The organism is Roseomonas chloroacetimidivorans, from assembly GCF_049629625.1.
Classification (GTDB): Bacteria; Pseudomonadota; Alphaproteobacteria; order Acetobacterales; family Acetobacteraceae; genus Roseomonas; species Roseomonas chloroacetimidivorans.
This window is the reverse complement of the sequence record NZ_JBNBZS010000025.1, coordinates 49,965-71,579: the sequence shown is the minus strand read 5'-3', so window position 1 is coordinate 71,579 and position 21,615 is coordinate 49,965. Positions and strand designations below refer to the sequence as shown.

The window sequence follows — 21,615 nt, the reverse complement described above, 5'->3', positions numbered from 1 at the left end:
CGCACCGGCTCGCCCCCTCCCGGCCCCGCTCTCACTCTTGCGAGACGAAGCCTCCGCCCTCGGCGGGCGGGAGATAGGCCTCGAAGGGATTGCCGGGTGCGAGATGGCCGAAGGGCGTGAACACGAAGTCCTCGCCGTCGCGGCCGACGGCGCACAGGACGTAGCGCAGCTCGCGGGTCTCGGCGTCGAGGCACTCCATCAAGGCGAGATCGTCGTTGCGAGCCGCCTGGAGGAGGGTCTGGAAGTTGCGGGAGGCGTGGTGTGGGATGGCCATGGCCGACTCCTGAAGCGCAAAGCGGCCCGCCATCGGCGAGCCATGAGGGGGAAAGAGCAGGTGCGGGGCGGCGAGCGCCGCCCCGCGGAGGCTCATTCAGCGGCGACGGCGTGAAAGCCCGGGTCGGTCGCGTCCGGCTCGTCCGCCGCGTCCTCATCCTCGTCGTCGGTCAAGAAGGCTGGCAGCGCCTCGGGTTCGGCGGTCTCCTCGGCCTCGATGAGCATCTGGTCGTCAGCCGTTCGCAGCGGCTCAGGCAACCAGCCCGATCCGGCCAGGAGCCGTTCGGCTTCCTTGGCCATGTCGCCTTTCTTGAGATGCTCGATGAGCTGAGCTTCGCGTTCGCCCTTGCCTTCGCGCACGGCTTCCAGGATCCGGGTTTTGGTCACCCGGCCCAGATAGGTCTCGGCGGTCGGCGTCCAGCCCGCCGCGACCATGTCGAGATCGACGGCGCGGGCGAGCGCATCGGCGTGGGCCATGCGTTCGCCCTGGTTCCAGGACTGGTGGAGGGCGTTGACGCTGAGCCCGACGCAGTGGGCGAAAAGGGCTTGCCGGCTGTCGGCGTCAAACCCGACCAGGGTCTGCCAAAGCGCGCCCGGCTCCTTGGGAAGCTGCTCGGCCCAGCGCGCGTGACGTTCGGCGATCGCCTTGGCGGAGGCGGTCTCGTTAAGGTCCGGGACCTGATGGCCGAAGGTCGAATGCTTGACCTCCAGCTCCAGGCAGGTGGCGGTGCTGAAACGATAGAAGGCCTTCAGCCCCAGGGCGTGGAGCACGGCGAGATAGGCGGTGTCCGGATCCCCTCCGACGGCATCGCGCAGCGCCAGCGTCCGGTGCGCGGTGAGTTCGGTCATCAGGCGCTCGGGAAGCGGCTTGATCGCGTCCTCCTCCTCGTCCGCCTCGGCAGAGGGCTGCGCGGCGCTCCCTAAGGTGATCACGGCGCGCTGCACGCCGCCTTCGGAAGCGGAGGGGGCTGCGCCGCCCTCGTGCTCGCCGTCCACGGGCTCGGGTTCGGCTGCGGCCTCGTCTTCGGGACGCACATAGCCGCGTTCGACCTTCAGCTCGCCCGACCCATCAAGGCTGACGAAGGCGCCGGCGCGGGCAATGTCGTCGGATTCAAACACCGGCGGACGGTTGTCGAAGGCTTCGAGCGCGGCCTCGATCTCGCCCAGGCGCTGATCGACGTCCTCGGGAAGCTCGTCGGCCTCGGCATAGGTTTCTTCGAGAGCTCCATATTCCTGGCGCAGGGCGTCATAGGCGGCCTGTTCCTCCTCGCTCAGCGGGCTGGCCGAGGCGAGGCGGCGCAGGCCGTGGGTGTGGCCGTAGGCGAAGCCGACATCGACGCTGACCCATTTCCACCCCTCGGCGGCGATGGTCTCGGCCGCAGCGGCGAGCTTGTCGGCCACCAGCCGGTCGAGCAGGGCCGGATCCTGGAACCAGCCGCCGTCATCGGCCTGGAACAGGTCGCGCGAGACGACGCCCCCAGCCGATTCATAGGCTTCGGCACCGATGAACTGCGCGCGCCTGTCGGCGGCGCGGACCGCCCCTTCGGTGAGCATCCGCCGGATCTGATAGGCTTCCTTGTAGGGATTGCGGGCGAGCGCCTCCCAGACCTGTTCCTGGCGGGCGTGATCGTTCGTCACCGTGAACGCCATCAGCTGGTCGAGGGTCAGCTCGTCCTCGGCATAGAGGGCGAGCAGCTTTTCGCAGACGCTGGCGAGCTTCAGGCGCTGACGCACGAGCGCCGGGGTGACGAAGAAGCGCGCGGCGATCGCTTCCTCGCCCTGGCCCTGATCGCGCAGGGTCTGGAAGGCGCGGAACTGGTCGAGCGGATGCAGCGGCTCGCGCTGACTGTTTTCCGCCAGCGAGTCCTCCTCGGCCGAGATGTCGTCGCCCTCGCGCACCACACAGGGAACCGGAGCGGTGCGGGCCAGGCGCTTTTGCTTCACCAGCCGCTCGAGCGCGCGATAGCGGCGCCCGCCGGCTGGCACTTCAAACATGCCGGTCTCATGGCCGTCGCTGTCGAGCACGGGGCGGACGTTGAGGCTCTGGAGCAGAGTGCGCCGGGCGATGTCCTCGGCCAGTTCCTCGATCGAGACGCCGGCCTTGGTCCGGCGCACGTTGGACTGGCTCAGCACCAGCTTGTTGAAGGGAATGTCCCGCGACGGGGACAGGACGATCTTCTGGGCAGCTTGGGTCATGGAAGGTTCTCCGTGACGGGCGGCCAAGAGCCTCTCTCTCGACCCTGACCCGTCACGAAACCCGTCTCGGCCCTCTGCCTCTCTCGACCGTCCGGCCGCCGAAGCGAGCGCGGTCTCACGCCGCCGCCCGGTCCTCCTCCTCCAATGCGTCCGGCGCGCCGGGCGCGAAGGCGAGTAGATAGTCCGCGGCCTTGGACGCGGCGCTCGCGGCCCGGACGATGGCCCGATTGTCCTCGCGCAGCACTTCGAGCCAGGCGCCGATGTAGTCGGCATGGCGCACGGTCGGCGTGATGCCGAGGCTGGCGCAGCAGAAGGCCGAGGTCATCTCGGCCACCAGCTCCTCGCGCGCATAGGCCTTGGAGCCGAACCCTCCGCTCAGGTCGCGCGCCAGACGACTGGGGTGACCCGACCAGTGACCGAGTTCGTGCAGGGCCGTCCGGTGCCAGTTGACCGGCTCGAAATAGGCCTCGGGGCGAGGGATCTGGATGTAGTCGGGGCCCGGGGCATAGAAAGCCTTGTCGCCGCCCAGGCGCAGATCGGCGCCGCTGCCCCGCAGCAGGGCCTCGGCCTCGGGAAGGATCAGTCCTTGCGGGACCGGCGGCGGCGGGGCCGAGAGCTCTTCAGGCAGGCCGTCGCACTGGGCGATGTTGAAGACCGTGAAGCGCTTGAGGAACGGGATGGCGGCTGCCTCGTCGCCGGTTTCACGCGCGCGCCGGCGCTCGTCGTCCGGGATGAAGCGATCGGCGTAGACGACGGTGGTCCCGTGTTCGCCCTTGCGCACATTGCCGCCGAGGCCGAGCGCCTGGCGGAAGGTGAGCCAGCCTTGGCTCGCATAGCCGTGCTGGACGACCGCGCCCCACAAGATCAGGACGTTGATCCCCGAATAGCCCCGGCCGGTGGAGGCGTTCCTGGGCATGGCGAGCGGCGCGGCCACGGCGCTGGAGCCCCAGGGCTGGACCCAGGGCAGGCGGCCAGCCTCCAGCTCGCCGATGATCCGGCTGGTGATTTCGTCATAGATGTTGGTCCGATCGGTCCGGGCGCGGCCCTTGGAAGCTGAGCGTGTCATCGCATGTCTCCGCGACGGGCCGGCCGGAGCTCCTCTCTCGACCTTCAAAACCCGTCACGGCGACAGCCGCGGCCCTCTCCCTCTCGCGACCGGCGGAGCCTTACGCCTTCCGCCAGCCTGGCCGGCGCCGGCGCAAAAGGGGGGCGTTGCGGGGCTCCCCCCCGCAGAAGGGGGCGGCCGAGACTTCAGGCTCGGCCGCAGCGGAAGGCTTTCCCCTCCCGGACCTCACGTGAACCGGCGCGATCTATCGGCTAGCGTCGTCTTCGGGGAATCGACGTCGCAACCCAAGAGGAGCAAGCGAGGGCGTCAGGAGGGGCTATGCGCGGCAACATCACGATCGATCCGCTGGCCCGCGCCACGGCGGTGGCGGACCCGCAGATCCGAGAGGTGCGCAGCCTGAAATCGGGGCAGATCCTGGAGGCGCGTCGCTTCATCGAAAGCGTGCGCTACGACCGTCTCGTGCAGGTGCGCAGCCAGATCAAGGAGGCCATGGACGCCGGCAGCCCCCGCGTCGCCTGCGCGATCTGCGGAACGGCGGTCTACATCGTCTCCAGCCCCGACAAGGCGTTCTTCTTCCGCCATCGGATCGAGGACGGTTCCTGCCCGGCCCAGACCCGCGACGGCCTGAGCGAAGACGACATCCGGACCATGAAGTACAAGGGCGCTCAGGAAAGCGAGGCGCACCGCCGCCTCAAGGCCCTGATCGAACGCTCGCTGCTCGCAGATCCCCGTTTCCAGGACGTTCTGGCAGAAAAGGTCTGGCGCGGTCAGCGCGATCCCACCTCGCTCAGGCGGCCGGATATCCAAGCGAGGCTGGATGGTCTGCGGATCGCATTTGAAGCGCAGCTCACCACGACGTTTCTCGACGTCGTTATCGGACGCAAGACCTTCTACCGCGCCGAAGGCGGACTGCTCGTCTGGGTGCTGCCGCACTTCGATCCGGCCTATCGGCAACTGACGATCGACGACCTGTTGTTCAACAACAACGCCAATGTCCTCGTCGTCGACCGGGAGAGCGCAGAAGCCTCGGAAGCGGCAGGGCGGTTGATGCTGCGCTGCGCGTTCCGGCGGCCGGTGGTGGAGGCGGGCGGCCTCGGATCGGTCTGGGAGAGCGAGCTGGTCGCCTGGGACGATCTCACGATCGATCTGCAGGGTCAGCGCGTCTTCGCCTTCGATAGCGAAGGCGAGGAGCGCCGGCTCATCGCGGAACGGAACCAGGCGCTCGCCGCCGCACGCGAGGCGGCGGATCAACGACTACGCGACAGCCTGCTCGCCATCGCCACCGGGCGCGCCGCCGACGGCGACTGGAAGGCGCGTTCGGCGGCATGGCAGGCGCTGAAGGCGCAGTATGAAGCGCGCGATCTGATGCTTCCCGGTGAGTACGAGATCGACCAGCGGTTCCGCAATATCGCCTGCGGCGTCGCCAGCGCCCTGGCTGGCCGGCCGGTCGGTTACGGCTTCGACAAGCTGATCCAGGTCGCCCATCACCTCGCCGATAATTTTCCCGAGGCGCTGGTGCCGTTCGGCCATGCCCTGCGGTCGGTCGGCCACCAGGGCGTGCTCAAGGATCAGGATCGGCAGGGGCGTTGGACTCGCAAGGCGGCTGGGCATCGCGACGGGGTGCGGACAGGCGATCCGGCTTACGACATCTCGGAGGAGATGCGGGCGCTCTTGCGCTTCGTATTCCCGAGCTTGTCCGCTGCGCTCACCTGAGCGTCAGTTTCCGCCCTCTGGCGCGCGAAGCGCGCGAAGGAGGTCTCCGATGGGGCGGCCTCGGACCCGGCAGACGGCGATGACGCGATCGTAGACAATGACCCGGCCGCTGCGGCCGCGCTGCGCTTCGCAGGTCACGGGCTGTCCCATGGCGACCTGCTCCAGCAGCGCCTTGGACCGGCGTCCGTCCGGCGCGTTGAGTTCGGGGGCGTCGAAGTCGGCCAGGCGCACCTCGATCCAGGTGTCGGGATCACCGGAGCGGCCGACGCATAGGCCATCGCCATCGCCGACGTAGCGCACTGTGCCGCTGAACGGCTCGCCAGCTCGCGAGGGGAGGCGCCCTTCACACGGGTCCGCGCGCGCTGGGGTCGCCGTCAGAGACAGGATGAGGGCCCCAAACACCAGGAACGGCAGGCCGAGGATGCGGCTTCCTGCGGTCATCAAGGCTCCTCACGCGGAATTTTCAGGCCGTAGTCGGCCTCCAGCATATCGACGATGCGGACGAGCGCGCGGTGGATGCTCAGCTCGTTGGCGCCGAACTTATAGTGGCCGGTGATCAGCGCTTCAGGTTCGAGGTCATCGACCCGAGCCTTGCGTTTCTCCTCCTGGCCATTGCGGATGTACGTGACCGGGTAGCGGAACGACCGGCCTTCGCCCTCCCAGACACCCCAGGCGCTGTAGTTCTGGATGTTGGCATTGTAGCATTCGGAGCCGATGATCGCCTCCATCCGCACCAGGAGGTCGCGGATCGGACCGACCTTGGCGCGGGTGCGCTGGACATAGCGATAGCCCTCGATCGCCTGTTGGACCTCCTCGAGTTGAGACGCGAACCAGTCGTGCTCGGCGCCGGCCTTGCGCTTGTGCTCGGCCACGAAATCGGCCGGGACATCCTCTGGAGCCAGGGCCGCCAAGGCGTTGAAGGCATCGACCTCATCAGAGACGAAGCTGAAGATGTCTTCCCAGGTTTCGTGGAACTCCCGGGCCTCTTTGAGGATCGCGGGCTTGTGCTCAAGCGCGGCTCCGAAGTCGAGCGCTTCGAGCGCGCGGTAGGCCGTGGTTTCCGCCTCGATCGTGTAGTTCTGCATGTCCCGGTCGCCGGGCCACTCGACGCTCGCGACACGCTTGATCTCGGTCAGGATCTCAGGGGGAATCGCGTCAACCATGCCGCTTCATACTCAAGGTTCTCTCACGGGCCGGTTAAGAGCGCACAGGCGGGATCGACTGCTCAGGCGCCCGGAGGCGTCGGGGACACTTCGACCAGGATGTAGTGGAGGGACGTGGTCCCCTCGGCCCAACTGAACTTGTAGTCCCGAGCCAAGGTGATGGGCTCACCGTAGCCCCCGGTCTTGTACGTCAGGAGCGTGCCGCCCGCGTATGAGGCGCCATGGCGGATATCGAAATCGCTCGTGGCGTCTGAGTAGGCGTCCTGGCGGACATAGTGCTGGTGATCGGTGGCCACCAGCATGAAGCCGACGTCGGCAACGTCGCCGCAGCTCTCCAGGCGGGCCATGTCCTTGAAGACGTCATAGCGGTTGTTGGGCTCGCGATGATTTTCGCGCTTGAAGAACTTGAGCTCGATCGCGCAGCGCCATTCACGGCCATCATCGTCGGTGAGGCGGAACCAGACATCGATGCGGCCGCGCTTCCCGCCCGCGCCGCGAAGGGGCTTTTCCAGCTCGACGGAAAAGGTCTCGCGCTCGCTCATGATCTCAAGATCGGCGGCGGTCGCGATGATCCGTCCGAGATGGAGCTGCAAGGTGGCTTCGCTCTCGCAGGTCACGCGCCCGCCCGCGATCTGGCGGAAAAGTGTCGGCACTGCCAGGTTCACGATGTTGCGTAGGCGCTGAATGGACATTGGACGTCGACCTCGGCTCAGCGAAGGCTAAATGGGTGGGGGTTAACCGGTGCGTGAAGCCTTCGCTACGTTAGCAAGCGAGCCTGTACTCACAACGCCTCCCAAATTCGAGATCTTGGACCCGAGGCCGGCGCCCGGTTTGAGGCCGAAGGCCGCGCCGAGTCCCGAAAGGGACGGGGGAAGCTTGAAGGCGGCGAGGGCAGGCGAGATCTTAGATGGTGATCAGGCGCAGTCGCAGGGCGTTGCCGATGACGCTCACTGAGGACAGCGCCATGGCCGCCGCGGCGACGGCCGGAGAGAGCAGCCAACCAAACATCGGGTAGAGCAATCCGGCGGCGATCGGCACGCCAGCGGCGTTATAGACGAAGGCGAAAAAGAGGTTCTGGCGGATGTTGCGCATCACCGCCCGGGATAGGCGGCGCGCCTTGACCAGGCCCTGCAGATCTCCTTTCAGGAGGGTGACGCCGGCGCTCTCGATGGCGACGTCCGATCCGGCTCCCATGGCGATCCCGACCTCGGCGGCAGCGAGCGCAGGCGCGTCATTTACGCCATCGCCGGCCATCGCCACGACACGCCCTTGGGCGCGATAGCTTTGCACTACGGCCGCCTTGTCCTGCGGCAGGACATCCGCGGCCACTTCTTTGATCCCCAGCTTGCGCGCGACGGCCTGGGCCGTGGTGAGGTTGTCGCCCGTCAGCATCACCAGCCGGACTCCGTCGGCTTGCAGGTCGTGCACCGCCTGCGCGCTGGTCGCCTTGATCGGGTCGGCGATGGCGAAGATGCCGGCGAGGCCTCCGTCAACGGCGACAAAGATCGCGGTCGCGCCGTCCGCGCGCAAGGCGTCGGCTTCCGCCGCGAGCTCGGTCGTCGCCACGCCCTGCTCGGCCAGAAATCGACCCGATCCGATCGCCAGACGCTTGTCCTCGACCATCCCGAGGACGCCCTTGCCGACGGGAGAATCAAATCCGCTGGGTTGTGCGAGGACCATGCCGCGCTCGGTCGCGGCGCGGACGATGGCGTCCGCCAAGGGATGCTCGCTGGCCCGCTCGAGGCTGGCCGCCAGGCGCAGCAGCTCACCCTCTTCGATCGCATTCACCGTCCTGATCGCCGTGACCGCAGGCCGGCCCTCGGTCAGGGTCCCGGTCTTGTCGATCACCAGGGTGTCGATCTTCTCGAAGCGTTCCAGCGCCTCGGCATTCTTGATCAGCACGCCGGCGCGTGCGCCCCGTCCTACCCCGACCATGATCGAGATCGGTGTCGCCAGCCCCAGCGCGCAGGGGCAGGCGATGATCAGGACAGACACGGCCGCCACGAGGGCGAAGGACACGCGCGGTTGCGGACCCACCATCATCCAGACGGCGAAGGCTATCGCGGCCACAAGGATCACGGCCGGTACGAACCAGCCGGACACCTGGTCCGCCATGCGCTGGATCGGCGCGCGGCTGCGTTGAGCCTGGGCGACCATCTGCACGATCTGGGAGAGGAGGGTGTCGGCGCCCACCTTGTCGGCGCGCATGAGGAACGAACCGGTCTTGTTGATCGCGCCGCCGACTACCTTGTCCCCAGCCTCGCGGGTCACAGGCATGGACTCGCCGGTGACCATGGATTCGTCGATCGACACCCGGCCATCAAGAATCTGGCCGTCTACGGGCACCTTCTCGCCGGGGCGCACCCGCAACTGATCGCCAACGGCGATCTCGTCCAACGTCACCTCTTCATCGACGCCGTCGGTGCGGACGCGGCGGGCGGTTTTTGGCGCAAGGTCGAGCAACGCGCGGATCGCGCCGGAGGTCTGTTCGCGGGCGCGCAGTTCGAGCAACTGGCCCAGCAGCACCAGCACGGTGATGACGGCGGCCGCCTCGAAATAGACAGGGGCCGAGCCGTCATGCTGCAGGAAGGCCGGCGGGAATAGCGCCGGCGCGAGCACGGCCACCACGCTGTAAGCCCAGGCGACGCCAATCCCCATCGCGATCAGAGTGAACATGTTGAGCTGGCGGGTGACGAGCGAGCGCCAGCCGCGCTCGAAGAATGGCCATCCCGACCATAGGACCACGGGTGTCGCCAAGGCGAACTGAATCCAGCCTGATGTCCGGCCGCTGAGACCGAACGTGACGCCCGTCAGATGGCCGCCCATTTCCAGGATGAAGACGGGCAGGGTGAGTGCCAGGCCCACCCAGAAACGGCGTGTGAAATCCTGCAGCTCGGGGTTGGGCTGGGCTTCGGCGGTGACCAACTCCGGCTCCAGCGCCATGCCGCAGATCGGGCAGGGCCCCGGCCCTTTCTGCCGGATCTGCGGGTGCATCGGGCAGGTGTATATGGCGTCCGGATGGGATGCTGCCGCGCCGTGATCGTCGCCCTCGATGAACCTGTCGGGATCGGCGACGAACCTCGCTCGGCAGCCGGCCGAACAGAAATAGTATGGACGTCCGGCATGTTCCGCCCGATGCGAGGTCGAGTGCGGATCGACCGCCATCCCGCATACAGGATCCTGCACCATACCCTCCCGGAGCGTGTCAGCGGGACCACGCGCATGAGGCGTCCGATGATTGTGGGGTGGCACCGATTGAGGTCTTTCCATTAGCCGACATCCTTCCTGCCGGGCGACGCCACCTCCGTCGCCCAATCACAGTTCCATCGCCGGGCTATTCGCCTGTCGCACGCGCCGCGGCGGCGATTGCCTGATCGGCGCCGCTAGCGCCCGATAAACCGGACTACGGGAGAAGACCCCTAGCATGAATACTTGCCAGAGTGCGTGCTAACACAGGGCTTAATCGGGAAGGGCCGCGTCAATCTCTCTGATGACGATGAGAAACTCAAGACGATGCCTCACCCGGTAGCAACGGGATGTCCGAGCGCGCCTCCTTCTCAAGCTCTTCCCCCGACCCGCGAAGTCGCAGAGCACCATTCGCGTCAGCCCGGACGTTAAAGGCGTCGGGGCACTTCGGCGACTGCCTGCGATGTGGTAGGCCTTCGTCATGACCTCAACTTTCGACCTCTTCGCCGCTTTGCACGTGCCGGGCGACCCACTTGTCCTTTACAACATCTGGGATCCAGGCAGCGCCTTGGCTGTGGCTGAGGCGGGAGCGAAGGCGCTTGCCACCGGCAGCCATCCGGTCGGAGACGCAAGCGGTTTCGGGGATGGGCAGAAGGTGCCGCTTCCCTATGTGTTCGAAAATGCCCGCCGGATCATCGCCGCGACGCACTTGCCGCTTACGGTCGATTTCGAAGGCGCCTATGCGACCGACCCCGAAGAAGGCGCTGCCAATGTCGCCGGCCTTAAGGAGACAGGCGCGGTCGGCTGCAACCTTGAGGATCAGGTGGTTGGAGGCGAAGGAATCCACCCACTGGAGCTACAGGTCCGACGCATCGCGGCGATGCGCCAAGCGGTCGGCGACGACTTTTACATCAACGCCCGAACCGATCTGTTCATCAAGACGAAGGTCCATGATGACGCTCTGGTCGAGGCGGCGATCGCGCGGGGGAAGGCGTTCGCTGACGCCGGCGCGAGCGGGTTCTTCGTTCCGCGCCTCTCCGATCCCCGTCAAGTCGAGCGCGTCGTGCGCGAGGTGCCGCTCCCGCTCAATCTGATCGCGTTTCCTGACGCACCGTCCAAGCACGAATGGGCGAACGTGGGCGTCGCCCGGATCAGCCACGGTCCCTTCCCATTCAAGCGGCTGATGCAGCAGCTCACGGCCAGCGCGAAAGAGGCCATGGGCTGAACAGGGCTGCAGAACCCGGCCCGGGCTCTACTTGAACACCATGCCGCCATCGATCAGGATCGACTGCCCGGTCATGTAGTCTGAATCCGGCCCCGCCAGATACGATACTAGCGCGGCGACATCGCTCGCTTCCGACATGCGGCCGAGGGCGATGTTTTTGGTAAAACTCGCCATTCCCCACTCGAACGACTCGCCCGCATTGTCCGCGACGTCCTGGGCGATCTTCTGCATCATCGGTGTGTTGACGATCCCGGGGCAGTAGGCGTTCACAGTGATCCCAAGCGCAGCCAGGTCGCGCGCGGCGGTCTGAGTGATGCCGCGCACCGCGAACTTAGATCCCGAATAGACCGCCAGGTCAGGGTTGCCGACATGGCCCGCCTGAGAGGCGGCGTTGATGATCTTGCCGCCATGGCCCAACGCCTTGAAGGTCTTGACGGCGGCCTGGATCCCCCAGAGCACGCCGCCCACATTGATGTCGAACGTCCGGCGATAGATCTCCGGCGTGATCTCTTCGATTGGGGTCGTGGGACCAATGCCGGCATTGTTGATTACGACATCGAGACCGCCGAGCGCCTTTGCGGTCTTCTCGACCGCCGCGAACACCGAGTCGCGATCGGCGACATCAACCTCAACCGCGAATGCCCTGCCGCCGTCGGTCTCGATCCTGTCGGCGACCGCCTTCGCCGTGTCCATCCTGAGGTCGGCGCATCCGACGGCGAAGCCGTCCTCTGCCAGGCGCAGCGCGATCGCTTCACCGATACCCTGGCCAGCGCCCGTGATGAAAGCCACTTTTCCGGCCGCTTTGCTCATATCCGTGCTCCATCGGTGAAGATCATGCCAGCCGCTGAACAAGTATCCGCTCGACCGACGAAAGCGCGCGCACCGCGTAGGACTCCAACACCCAGCTAGGACTTTCGATCCGGCCGCTCGGCTGCCTCTGGCACAGAGTGGCTGCCTCACTTTACAGTCGAAGTGAATGCCCACGCTTACTCATGTACAGCAAGGGTCGCCTGCGAGGCGCTGCCGCGCATGCCGACCGGTGCTGGGCTTACGATTAAACCCCCGCCGCCGGGCGAGGCGACGGGGGTTTTGGTCCGTTCTGTAGGGCGTCCACTATTTGCGCAGACGGCCGTCAAGGCTGAAAGCGCCCGGTCCGGCGAAGACCAGATAGAGGAAGACGAAGGCGTAGAGGATGGCCGCGTCCCCGCCGTTGTTCACAGGCCAGACGTTCTGAGACGCGTGGGCTATGAAATAGGCGAAGGCCATCGTCCCTGAAGCCAGGAAGGCTGCCGGACGGGTGAACAGGCCCAAGGCGATGAGCGCGCCGGTGACTAATTCGATCACGCCGGCGATGGCCGCCGGATGGGCGAACGCCCACCCCGTTCCGGCCATGTCGCCGGCGGGGAAGGAAAGGAATTTCTGCGTTCCGTGGGCGAGGAACAGCAGTCCGGTCATGATGCGGAGGACGCCCAGCATGTGGGGGGCGTAGGGGGAGAGGCGTTGGCTAAACATGGTTCTTGATCCTGTCTGGAACAGGCGCGCGGCGGAGCTCTGCGCGCGCCGGAGCGGGTTACTTCAGCGCGGCGGCGACCGAAGCGGAGAGCGGGGTGGTCGGGCGGCCGATCAGTTGCGAGAGCACGCGCCGGTCGTCGAATAGGGCGTCGCGCGAGGCGTCGACATCCCAGCCGGCGATCGCCTTGCCGAGCCCTTCCGGCAGGCCGAAGCCAGTCAGGGCCGCGGCGTAGTCGGCGGCGGGCAGGTCCCGATAGGGAATGTCCCGGCCGCTCTGGCGGCTGATCTCGGCGGCCAGGTCCGACAGGGTGAAGGCCTCGTCGCCGGCCAGCTCGTAGGTCCGCCCCCCGTGGCCCTCGCTGGTCAGCACCGCGACGGCCGCCTCGGCGAAGTCGGCGCGCGGGGCGGCCGAAATCCTGCCCTCGCCCGCGCTGCCGATGAAGGCGCCGCCGGCCAGGGCGCCGCTGATCGAGCCGGTGTAGTTCTCGGCATACCAGCCGTTGCGAAGAATGGTGTAGGGCACGCCCGAGGCCTTGAGGTCGGCCTCGGTGACGCGGTGTTCCTCCGCCAAGTCGAGCGGCGTCGTGTCAGCGTTCAGCAGGCTGGTGTAGACGATGCGGCCGACGCCGGCGGCCTTCGCGGCCTCGATGACGTTGCGGTGCTGGACGGCGCGCTGGCCGACCTCGCTGGACGAAACCAGCATCAGGGTGTCGACGCCTTTCAGCGCCGGGGTGAGCGTTTCAGGCCTCGCATAGTCGAACGGCCGCGTCGCGACGCCGAGGTCGACGGCCTTATCCGGCGACCTCACGAGTGCGACGACGGAGTCGGCGGGAACTTTCGAAGTCAGCTTTTCGACGATCAGGCGGCCCAGTTGGCCGGTGGCGCCGGTGATGGCGATGGTCATGGTCAGTCTCCTTTGAAAAATGATCAGTTGAATTGGAAGCCGGAGATGGCGGTCTGCATCACCAGCTCGGCGTAGACGCGTTGCCCCGGGCCGTCGGAGGCGCCGGCGGCCACCATGAGCGGCAGCAGGTGCTCCTCCTGGGGATGGGACAGGCGTCCGGCGGGCGCTTCCGCCCAGCTTTCGAGGGCGGCGGCGCGAGCCGCGGCCGGGGACTGGACAGCATCGGTCAGCCACTGGTCGAAGGCCCGCGAGGGTTCGGTGAAGCGGAGGTCGCCGTAGCCGCGCATGTTGTGGAAGCTCATGCCTGAGGCGACGATCACCACCCCCTTGTCGCGCAACGGGGCCAGGGCCCGGCCGGCGGCCAGATGAAGCGCGGGTTCCAGATTGCGATCGACCGACATCTCGACGACCGGAATATCGGCGTCGGGGAAAGCCACCTTGAGCGGCACGAAGACGCCGTGATCCAGGCCGCGATCGGGATCGACCCTGGCCTTCATGCCAGCGCCTTTGAGGAGGGCCGCGGCATCGCGGGCAAGGTCCGGAGCGCCGGGCGCGTCGAAGCGTAGCTGATAGGTGTGCGCCGGGAAGCCGTTGTAGTCGTAGATCAGGCCGGGCTTTTCGGCGCCGGTCAGGGCGAAGCCGTCCGTCTCCCAGTGACCCGACACCACCAGAATGGCGGTCGGGGTCTCGGGCAGGCGTTCGGGCAGGGATCGCAGGAAGGCTTCCATGCCGGTCCAGACGCCGCGCGGGTCGTCCATGAAGAAGCAGGGGCCGCCCCCGTGGGGGATGAAGAAGGTGGGTTGGCGGGTCATGGCGTCTCCTTTCGAAAGCGACCATGCACCTCCCACCCTTGCGCGATAATCCCTTGTTTGAGAGAATAACTTTATACGTGGAGTAGGAAGCCATGGCGGATCGCCTGACCGGCATCGAGGTCTTTACACGGGCCATCGCCTTGGGCGGCCTGTCCGCCGCCGCGCGCGATCTCGGCATGTCGCCGGCCATGGCCGCGCGCCATCTCAGCGCGCTCGAGGCGCGGCTGGGCGCGACGCTGGTCAACCGCACAACCCGTCGCCTGTCGCTGACGGAAGCGGGGGAAACCTATCTGGAGAAAGCCGAGCAGATCCTGGCCGACCTGCGGGAAGCCGAGGCGGAGGTCTCGGCGCGCACACTCGCCGTGGAGGGTCTGCTGCGGGTCAGCGCGCCGGCGGCCTTCGGCGTTGCGCACCTGGGCGAACTGATCGCGGAGTTCCACCGCCTCCACCCGGCGGTCACGGTGGAGCTGGGCCTCAACGATCGGCTTGTCGATCTGCTGGAGGAGCGGTGGGACGCCGCCATCCGTATCGGCAAACTAGCCGACAGCAGCCTGGTGGCGCGCAAGCTGGCGGACGTCCGTTTGAACATCTGCGCCTCCCCGGCCTATCTGGCCGAGCGGGGCACACCGCGATCGATCAGCGATCTCGCGGCGCATGACTGCCTCGGCTACACCTTGTCCTCGCTCGTCGGCACGACGCACTGGGGGTTCGGCGCGGATGGTGCTCTAAAACAACCCGTTCGCGGATCACTCCACGCCAACAACGGGGAGGCGCTGGTCCAGGCGGCCCTTGCGGGACAGGGCCTGATCTACGGGCCGCGTTTTCTCACCGCCAGCGCCCTCGCCGAGGGCCGGTTGGTCGAGATTTCGCTCGACGCACCTCTGATGGAGCTCGGCGGCATCCACGCCATCACACACGCCGGCCGCAAGCCCGCCGCCAAGACGCGCGCGTTCATCGATTTCCTGGCGCAACGATTCCGGACCCTGGCTGTCGACTGGTGACGGCGGAGATGCCGGACCTCCGCCTCTGGCGCGTCCGGCGCTCGCCGCGGATCTATCCCTCACCCATGCCTTCGGCGGGTCGCGGGGCGGCGCCCGCCACGACCTTGTCTTCGATGCGCTGGCCGACCGCGGAATCAATACTCTTCCAGTAGGCGAGGGCGCGACCGAGCACTGGTTCGCGCACGCCGCCGAGAAGGCTTCCCGCCACCTGATCGACGAGCGCCTGGCGCTCGGCGTCGTTGAACACCTCGCGCACCAAGCTCCCAGGCTGGCCAAAATCATCGTCCTCGGCCCGCAGAGTGTAGGCGCTGCGCACCATCGAACCATCGGCCTCCCAGCCGTCGTCCATCACGCCGGTCTCGTCAGCCCACGGCCGGCCGCCGCTGTTGGGCACATAGACCGGGGCGGCGCCCGAGTGGTGGTAGGCCATCTGGCCGTCGAACATATAGGTGTTAACCGGAACCTTGGGCTGGTTGACCGGCAGCTGATGGAAATTGGTCCCGATGCGGTTCCGCTGGGCGTCATTGTAAGCGAAGGCCCGGCCCAGCAGCATCTTGTCGGGCGACAGTCCGACGCCTGGGACTGTGTTGCCCGGCGAGAAAGCCGCCTGCTCGATCTGGGCGAAGAAGTTCTCAGGATTGCGTTTCAACGTCATCGTCCCGACCGGGATTAGCGGATAGTCGGCGTGCGGCCAGACCTTGGTCAGATCGAACGGATTGAAACGGTAGGTCGCCGCCTCGGCATAGGGCATGACCTGGACCGACAGGTCCCAAACCGGATGTTCACCACGCTTGATGGCGTCGAACAGGTCGCGGCGGTGGAAGTCGGCGTCCGCGCCCGACATGGCCGAAGCCTCCTCATTGCTGAAGAAGGCCATGCCCTGCCGGGTATGGAAGTGATATTTGACCCAGAACTTCTCGCCGGCCGCGTTGACCCACATGTAGGTGTGCGAGCCGTAGCCGTTCATGTGCCGCCAGGTGCGCGGCAGCCCTCGCACCCCCATCAGATAAGTCACCTGGTGGGCGCTCTCGGGATTGTTGGTCCAGAAGTCCCACTGCATATGGTTGTCGCGCAGGCCCGAGTCCGGTAGCCGCTTCTGGCTGCGGATGAAGTGCGGAAACTTCATCGGGTCGCGTACGAAGAAGACCGGCGTGTTATTGCCGACCAGGTCGTAGTTGCCCTCGTCGGTGTAGAACTTGAGACTGAAGCCGCGCACGTCGCGCCAGGTGTCGGGGCTGCCCATCTCGCCGGCGACGGTCGAGAATCGCGCCAGCATCTCGGTCGAGGCGCCCTTCTGGAATAGGGCGGCCTTGGTATAGGCCGACACATCCGCGGTGGTCTCGAACACGCCGAAGGCGCCGGCACCTTTGGCGTGGGGCTGGCGCTCCGGAACTTTCTCGCGGTTGAAATGCGCCATTTGTTCCAGGAAGTGCACGTCGTGCAACAGGATCGGACCATCAGGACCGACCGTTAGAGAGTTGCGATCGCTCGGCGCCGGGGCGCCGGTGCTCATGGTCGAGCCTGTCTCCGTCTTAGTCATGATATTCTTCGACCTTCCTGAGCGTCAGACGCCGCCAGCGCCAATGATGGATGAGTTTCGGCTATCCCCGTGATGGCGCCGGTCACGCGTCGCGTGGCAACACGGTTAGCACCCGCGTCACATGGGCGTGGAACTCGGTCATGTAGCTCCGCAGGAACTCTTCCGTGGCCTTGACGGTGACCTCGCCGTTCTCGGTGATCAGGTCGGGCGTGAACTGGATATAGCCCTCGACGGTGTTCATCTGCGGGGCGTTCAGGAACCCGAGGATGCTGCGCAGGTGCTGTTGGCCCACTGCCGTGCCGATGGCGCCGGGTGAGGTTCCGATCACCGCCGTAGGCTTGCGGGCGAACGAGTTCGTGCCCCATGGCCGGCTGCCCCAGTCGATGGCGTTTTTCAGAGCGCCTGGGATAGAGCGATTGTATTCGGGAGTGACGATCAGCAGGGCGTCCGCCTCCTTGATCGCCGTCTTGAACGCCGTCGCTTCCGCCGGGTAATCGGCGTCGTAGTCGTAGCTGTAGAGCGGCAGGTTTCCAAAGCCGATCTCGTGGAAGGTCATACCCTCAGGCGCAAGGCGGGTGAGCGCCTTCGCCAGCTTGCGATTGATCGAGCCGCTAGCGAGGCTGCCGACGAGATATCCAACTTTGAATGTGGTCATGAGCATCCTCCTGCGGGGAAGCCGAACGCAACCCTTCAGCTTGGACTGTGCGCTTCGACAAGCTCAGGGGCAACCGGCCTCATGCGAAGCTCCGAGTCGATAGCACAAATCGCTGATTATGTCGGATCCTCTAAAGCAAAGACCTCCCGCGACGCCGCTGTGTATTCGCTCCGAGCGCAGAACGCTCTCAAAATTTCTCGTTCATCCATTGATGGCGTGATTGTAACGGTCTGATATTGCCACAGGAATGCTTTGGAGGGGCTTTCGCTGCCTATAAAGCAGCCTGGGGTACAGGGCTCGACGTTGGTCGCCGTTGCTATCCCGAGTAACGCATAACGGCTTCCCAGCGGTGCATTTGTCCCATGCGGGAAGGTCAGCGATTTCGGAAATGGTTCTGGCTTGGCCGATCGCGCCGCTCAGGTGTTGGTCTGATCAGGCGGAACGTCGGGAGGAAGGCCAGCGGCGCCCTCCGGGTTGCTCAGGCGATGCGGCTCTATGCCCATCCCGTAGCTGGTCATGGAGATTGACCCCATTGAATAGCCCCTAATCACGGCCTCGGCGGGTTCGTTCGCCGCGGCTGCGAGGCCCGCGAGATAGAGCAGGGGAATGAAGTGGTCAGGGGTCGGCACGGCCCGTGTGTAATCCGGATGTTCGCCCAGCTTGAGTATGGCCGACGGATCGTCCGACAACTGCGCCAGGGCCGCTTCATCGAATCGTTCGGCCCAATCGAATACGGCATCCGGCTTGTCCCACTGCACGCGTGGCAGATTGTGGACGACGTTGCCGCTGCTGAGGATCAGGACGCCGCTCTCGCGCAGCGCCGCCAGCCGGGCGCCGAGATCAAGATGGTAGTCGAGCTGCTTTAGTGCATTGATCGACAGTTGCACCACCGGAACGTCGGCCTCGGGATAAAGGTGGGCCAGCACGCTCCACGTGCCGTGATCGAGCCCCCACTGGTCACGGTCGAGGCCGATCCAAAGAGGCTTGACCACCTCCGCCACCTCCTGCGCCACATCCGGCGCGCCGGGCGCAGGATAGTCGAAGGCGAACAGGTCTTCTGGAAAGCCGTAGAAGTCATGGATCGTGCGCGGTCGGGCCATCGCCGTCACCGCGGTGGCGCCGAAATACCAGTGCGCCGACACGGCCAGGATCGCGCGCGGTCGGGGAAGTCGACGGCCAATTTCTCGCCAGGCGTTCGTGAAGCCGTTTCGTTCCAGCGTATTCATCGGGCTTCCGTGGCCGATGAAGAGGGCGGGCATGAGACTCATGGCTGGCGCTTACCTCTGGGGGCGTTCGAGGGCCGCGCCAACTCTTGGAATAGCGCCTTAGCGTTCCCCTGCTGGATGGGATTGGGAGTGCTTGCAAGGTCTATGTAGTCGTCCAAGCGGTTGCTCGCAGTACATGATGCAGGGATCATGTCCCCGAGCTCCTTGAGCGCGCGAACGATGAGGGTGCGGTGCGCCCAAGGGCAGGCGAGGCTGACATAGAGATGATAGCGGCCGAGCTCGGCCTTGAAGCCTCCTTCGCCGCTGGGACCAGGGGAGCCATCCTGAGTGATCCAGTTGCGGAACTGGCTGTCGCTGCGGACGAAGCGACCGCCGGTCGCCTCGGTGTCATACCAGACATCGTGCCATTTCCCGTCGACCAGCATTCCCGTCGCCTTGCCCTCCTGCATGTTGACGAGGGAGAAGCAGGGGGCCTCCCTCGGATTATTACTCGGCGTCGACAAGAACGACTTCGCCGTCCTCAAGTGATATCTGGAAAGTTTGGCCGCCCTCCTATTACATGTATTCCGTGTGACGCCGCTGGGCTGCCGGAGGGGCGGACGCAGTCCTGCAGTTGGAGAACCAGCATGCCATATTTCGGAAATTACGAGACACCAAAGGATGTGCTGCTCGACAAAAGCCTGTCCACTGAAGAGAAGGTCGAAGTTCTTGAGCAGTGGCGTGAGGACAAGGAGGCGCTCGCGCGTGCATCGAGCGAGGGAATGGTCGGCGACGATCGAGCACATATTCTTAAGGCCATCGAGGATGCTATTACCTCGCTTTCCAGATAGTTTCGTCACAGCGCGCGGCGGGCGGTACTAGGGTCGAGACTCGTTCACAGCCAGAAGGCGATGGCAGCAGCGAGCGCGACGGCGGACTGGTAGTTGCGTGCGAGCTTGTCGTAGCGGGTCGCAACGCGGCGGAAGTCCTTGAGGCGGCAGAACATGGCCTCGACGAGCCAGCGGTCCCGATAGCGGCGCTCGTCGTATTGGATAGGCCGTTTCCTGTTGCGCCTGCCGGGGATGATTGGGGTCGTGCCCTGATCGCGCAGCTTCGAGCGAAGCCGATTGGCGTCATATCCGCGGTCCGCGATGAGGCGTTTCATACCCGCAGTCGCGCCGACGAGCAGATCAGCGCCCCTGATGTCCGATGTGTTGCCCGGCGTTAGCGCGAGGCGGAGTGGCCGTCCGAGGACATCGACGAGCGCGTGGATCTTCGTCGTGCGGCCGCCGCGCGAGATGCCAATGGCATTGGCTCGAGCCCCCCTTTTCCTCCACCCGAACAGCGGTGGGCTTTGATGTAGCTGCTGTCGATCTGGGCGGTCTCCGCGATCCAGCCTTCCTCGGTCAAAGCCGCCAGGATGCGCGTCCAGATGCCGCGATGGCTCCATCGGTTCCAGCGGTTGTAAACCGTCGTCGAAGGCCCATACTCGCTCGGGCAGTCCTGCCAGCGACCGCCGCATTTGAGCATGTGAACGATCCCCGAGATCACCCGCCGATCATCGACACGCCGCGCTCCAGGCTGGTTTTTCGGCAGATGCGGTTCGATCGCCGCCCACGCCACATCCGACAACCAAAACAACGAACGCGACATCCTCGACCTCCTTTGCTGGGAGGTCCCTTGAATCAATAGGCAAGCCATTTTTCAAGAGGATGATTGGGTTTGGACCCTAGTCTCGAACACGAGCGGGCATCGCGAGATCGATGCTGAAAGGCCGCAAGGATCGTGTCGAGGAGCACTGGGCTTACGCCGTCCCCGGAAAGAGGTTGAGCTTTACGCCCGAGACGGTATTTTTTGACCTGTTCTCGAATGCATGATCAGAGTCAGACAATCTCGTTTTCGGTGCGATAGAAGACGATACATGCCGAAAAGTGCATGCCGCGCACTGCGTCTGATTAAGTCAATAAAATCCAAAGCGTAGCTTTTCGCCGATACCGCCGACGGTATTTTTGATTAGAAAATATATTTTCACCTGAAATACCAGAGGCTTATTAGGTGGCGAACAATCGAGTGGGAGTGACGGAGAGAAACGGCGGCGATGGCGCGGGTTTGGCGGCGATTTTCGCCGTCGCGCCTTTGCCATTCCGCTCGAGTTTTACGCACGCCGAGGTCGCGTCCTCATCTCCGCTTCGCCGTTTCGACATGTCCCTGGCTTTAGGGCAAAGCCAGGCTTGCTCAGGCTCCAAGCCGCTCCACGACGAGGTCCAGGAGGGCGCGTAGGCGTGGCATGCGGCGCATGTCGCGATGATAGCCAACCCACGTGTCCCGGCCCGGAGGCGGTTCCCCGAGGTCGACCAGTTCGAGACCGGGCGTGCCGTCGCCCAGCGGTCTTGGCAGCACCGCGATGCCGACACCCGCAGCGCAAAGACGGGCCTGCACCTCCCGATTGTTGCTGCGGCTGATGACCGTCGCCTTGGGCAGCCTGGCCTCGATCCAGGCCACGTCCGGCATGCCGCCGAACGCGGTATCCATGAGGACCAGACGGTCGCCCGCGCCATCGCCACGGGCCGGATGACGTGACCCGGCTTTGACATACACGCCGTAGGACAGGTGCAGCAGTCGCCGCGACACGACTTCAGGGTCGTCGAATGCCTTGATGCGGAAGACCAGGTCGGCCTCACGTCGCGGGAGGCTGTAGAGCCGAGGGTCGGTCAGGAGTTCCACCACAACCTTTGGGTGGAGCGTGGCGAATTCCGCGAGGATCGGCGAGAGCATCAACACACCAAACCAGTCGGAACAGGAAACCCGTAGGAGGCCACTGAGCGCTGCCTGCGAACCGGCCAGTTCGCGCTCCATCGCGATCGCCTCCTCTTCCATGCGCTCGGCATGGGCAAGAACGGCCTGGCCTTCATCCGTCAGGATGAAGCCGTCGCCGGTCCGCTGAAAGAGTGTGTGGCCGATGGCCTCTTCAAGTGCCCGCAAACGGCGGCCCATGGTGGGCTGCGTCTGTCCGATCGCGCGCGCCGCGCCGCCGAGCGTTCCCTCGCGGGCGATAGCCAGGAAGATGCGGAGATCACTCCAGTTCATCAGAATCAGCCAAACAAAAATGCACGATTGGCAAACAATATCTATAATTTCCATGCGGAAAGGAAAGGGCAATCTTG

At 65.5% G+C, this 21,615-nt stretch carries 21 protein-coding genes; 4 read left to right on the top strand and 17 right to left on the bottom strand.

The features are described 5' to 3' along the window. Positions 1-31: 31 nt before the first annotated feature. The 3 genes from ACO1BU_RS19230 to ACO1BU_RS19220 form a co-directional block, all read right to left on the bottom strand. Complete coding sequence (locus ACO1BU_RS19230; protein WP_424137582.1) at positions 32-370, bottom strand: DUF6117 family protein; 339 nt, start codon at positions 368-370, stop codon at positions 32-34. After that, on the bottom strand, positions 367-2,469 hold the full coding sequence (locus tag ACO1BU_RS19225) for a ParB/RepB/Spo0J family partition protein (RefSeq protein ID WP_424137581.1): 2,103 nt from the start codon (positions 2,467-2,469) through the stop codon (positions 367-369). Before ACO1BU_RS19225 ends, ACO1BU_RS19230 begins: the two co-directional genes overlap by 4 nt. 115 nt (positions 2,470-2,584) lie before the next feature. Beyond that, positions 2,585-3,535, bottom strand: coding sequence for an ArdC family protein (locus ACO1BU_RS19220; RefSeq protein ID WP_424137580.1), 951 nt, complete (start codon positions 3,533-3,535; stop codon positions 2,585-2,587). A gap of 318 nt (positions 3,536-3,853) precedes the next feature. Between ACO1BU_RS19220 and ACO1BU_RS19215 the strand changes: the two genes are divergently transcribed. Continuing rightward, positions 3,854-5,248, top strand: coding sequence for a DUF6035 family protein (locus ACO1BU_RS19215; RefSeq protein ID WP_424137579.1), 1,395 nt, complete (start codon positions 3,854-3,856; stop codon positions 5,246-5,248). Between the two features lie 3 nt (positions 5,249-5,251). Here ACO1BU_RS19215 and ACO1BU_RS19210 read toward each other — a convergent pair whose 3' ends face one another. From ACO1BU_RS19210 to ACO1BU_RS19195, 4 genes are all read right to left on the bottom strand, one after another. Continuing rightward, positions 5,252-5,689 carry a thermonuclease family protein gene (locus ACO1BU_RS19210; protein ID WP_424137578.1) on the bottom strand — a complete coding sequence of 146 codons (438 nt, stop codon included), beginning with the start codon at positions 5,687-5,689 and terminating at the stop codon, positions 5,252-5,254. Beyond that, entirely contained in the window at positions 5,689-6,411 is a 723-nt protein-coding gene (locus ACO1BU_RS19205; protein ID WP_424137577.1) for a hypothetical protein, read from the bottom strand. The genes ACO1BU_RS19210 and ACO1BU_RS19205 overlap by 1 nt, the downstream gene beginning before the upstream one ends. Positions 6,412-6,473: 62 nt before the next feature. Next, positions 6,474-7,076, bottom strand: a complete 603-nt coding sequence (locus ACO1BU_RS19200; protein WP_424137576.1) for a hypothetical protein — start codon at positions 7,074-7,076, stop codon at positions 6,474-6,476. 238 nt (positions 7,077-7,314) lie between these two features. After that, entirely contained in the window at positions 7,315-9,600 is a 2,286-nt protein-coding gene (locus ACO1BU_RS19195; protein ID WP_424137575.1) for a heavy metal translocating P-type ATPase, read from the bottom strand. Positions 9,601-10,078: 478 nt separating this feature from the next. Between ACO1BU_RS19195 and ACO1BU_RS19190 the strand changes: the two genes are divergently transcribed. After that, positions 10,079-10,822 (top strand): isocitrate lyase/PEP mutase family protein, encoded by a 744-nt coding sequence (locus tag ACO1BU_RS19190; protein WP_424137574.1) that lies wholly within the window; start codon positions 10,079-10,081, stop codon positions 10,820-10,822. 27 nt (positions 10,823-10,849) lie between these two features. Here the strand turns inward: ACO1BU_RS19190 and ACO1BU_RS19185 are convergent, their stop codons facing one another. The 4 genes from ACO1BU_RS19185 to ACO1BU_RS19170 all read right to left on the bottom strand — a co-directional run bounded on the left by ACO1BU_RS19185 (position 10,850) and on the right by ACO1BU_RS19170 (position 14,050). After that, a complete protein-coding gene (locus ACO1BU_RS19185; RefSeq protein WP_424137573.1) occupies positions 10,850-11,632 on the bottom strand; it encodes a (S)-acetoin forming diacetyl reductase in 783 nt (260 codons plus the stop codon). Positions 11,633-11,935: 303 nt separating this feature from the next. Next, positions 11,936-12,298 carry a DoxX family protein gene (locus ACO1BU_RS19180; protein WP_424137572.1) on the bottom strand — a complete coding sequence of 121 codons (363 nt, stop codon included), beginning with the start codon at positions 12,296-12,298 and terminating at the stop codon, positions 11,936-11,938. A 94-nt stretch (positions 12,299-12,392) separates the two neighbouring features. Then, positions 12,393-13,238 (bottom strand): SDR family oxidoreductase, encoded by an 846-nt coding sequence (locus ACO1BU_RS19175; protein ID WP_424137571.1) that lies wholly within the window; start codon positions 13,236-13,238, stop codon positions 12,393-12,395. A gap of 23 nt (positions 13,239-13,261) precedes the next feature. Further along, on the bottom strand, positions 13,262-14,050 hold the full coding sequence (locus tag ACO1BU_RS19170; RefSeq protein WP_424137570.1) for a DODA-type extradiol aromatic ring-opening family dioxygenase: 789 nt from the start codon (positions 14,048-14,050) through the stop codon (positions 13,262-13,264). Between the two features lie 92 nt (positions 14,051-14,142). Between ACO1BU_RS19170 and ACO1BU_RS19165 the strand changes: the two genes are divergently transcribed. Further along, positions 14,143-15,051, top strand: a complete 909-nt coding sequence (locus ACO1BU_RS19165; RefSeq protein ID WP_424137569.1) for a LysR family transcriptional regulator — start codon at positions 14,143-14,145, stop codon at positions 15,049-15,051. 52 nt (positions 15,052-15,103) lie between these two features. Here ACO1BU_RS19165 and ACO1BU_RS19160 read toward each other — a convergent pair whose 3' ends face one another. From ACO1BU_RS19160 to ACO1BU_RS19145, 4 genes are all read right to left on the bottom strand, one after another. After that, positions 15,104-16,564, bottom strand: a complete 1,461-nt coding sequence (locus ACO1BU_RS19160) for a catalase (protein WP_424137568.1) — start codon at positions 16,562-16,564, stop codon at positions 15,104-15,106. A 109-nt stretch (positions 16,565-16,673) separates the two neighbouring features. Beyond that, positions 16,674-17,252 (bottom strand): NADPH-dependent FMN reductase, encoded by a 579-nt coding sequence (locus ACO1BU_RS19155; protein ID WP_424137567.1) that lies wholly within the window; start codon positions 17,250-17,252, stop codon positions 16,674-16,676. 410 nt (positions 17,253-17,662) lie between these two features. Next, positions 17,663-18,505: a 4,5-DOPA-extradiol-dioxygenase gene (gene ygiD, locus ACO1BU_RS19150; protein WP_424137566.1), complete on the bottom strand. Its 843-nt coding sequence runs from the start codon at positions 18,503-18,505 to the stop codon at positions 17,663-17,665. Between the two features lie 5 nt (positions 18,506-18,510). After that, positions 18,511-18,921 (bottom strand): glutathione S-transferase family protein, encoded by a 411-nt coding sequence (locus tag ACO1BU_RS19145; RefSeq protein ID WP_424137565.1) that lies wholly within the window; start codon positions 18,919-18,921, stop codon positions 18,511-18,513. Positions 18,922-19,098: 177 nt separating this feature from the next. Here ACO1BU_RS19145 and ACO1BU_RS19140 point away from each other — a divergent pair, with 177 nt between their 5' ends. Then, positions 19,099-19,302, top strand: a complete 204-nt coding sequence (locus tag ACO1BU_RS19140; protein ID WP_424137564.1) for a hypothetical protein — start codon at positions 19,099-19,101, stop codon at positions 19,300-19,302. A gap of 44 nt (positions 19,303-19,346) precedes the next feature. On the opposite strand, the gene ACO1BU_RS19135 is transcribed toward ACO1BU_RS19140, so the two are convergent. Both ACO1BU_RS19135 and ACO1BU_RS19130 read right to left on the bottom strand, forming a co-directional pair. After that, positions 19,347-20,104, bottom strand: a protein-coding gene (locus ACO1BU_RS19135) for an IS5 family transposase (RefSeq protein ID WP_424137563.1) whose coding sequence is annotated in 2 segments (ribosomal slippage) — positions 19,347-19,771 and positions 19,771-20,104 — 759 coding nt in all. Because the reading frame shifts where the segments join, the coding sequence is not laid out codon by codon here. 582 nt (positions 20,105-20,686) lie between these two features. Continuing rightward, positions 20,687-21,610 (bottom strand): LysR family transcriptional regulator, encoded by a 924-nt coding sequence (locus ACO1BU_RS19130; RefSeq protein WP_424137562.1) that lies wholly within the window; start codon positions 21,608-21,610, stop codon positions 20,687-20,689. Positions 21,611-21,615: the final 5 nt, after the last annotated feature.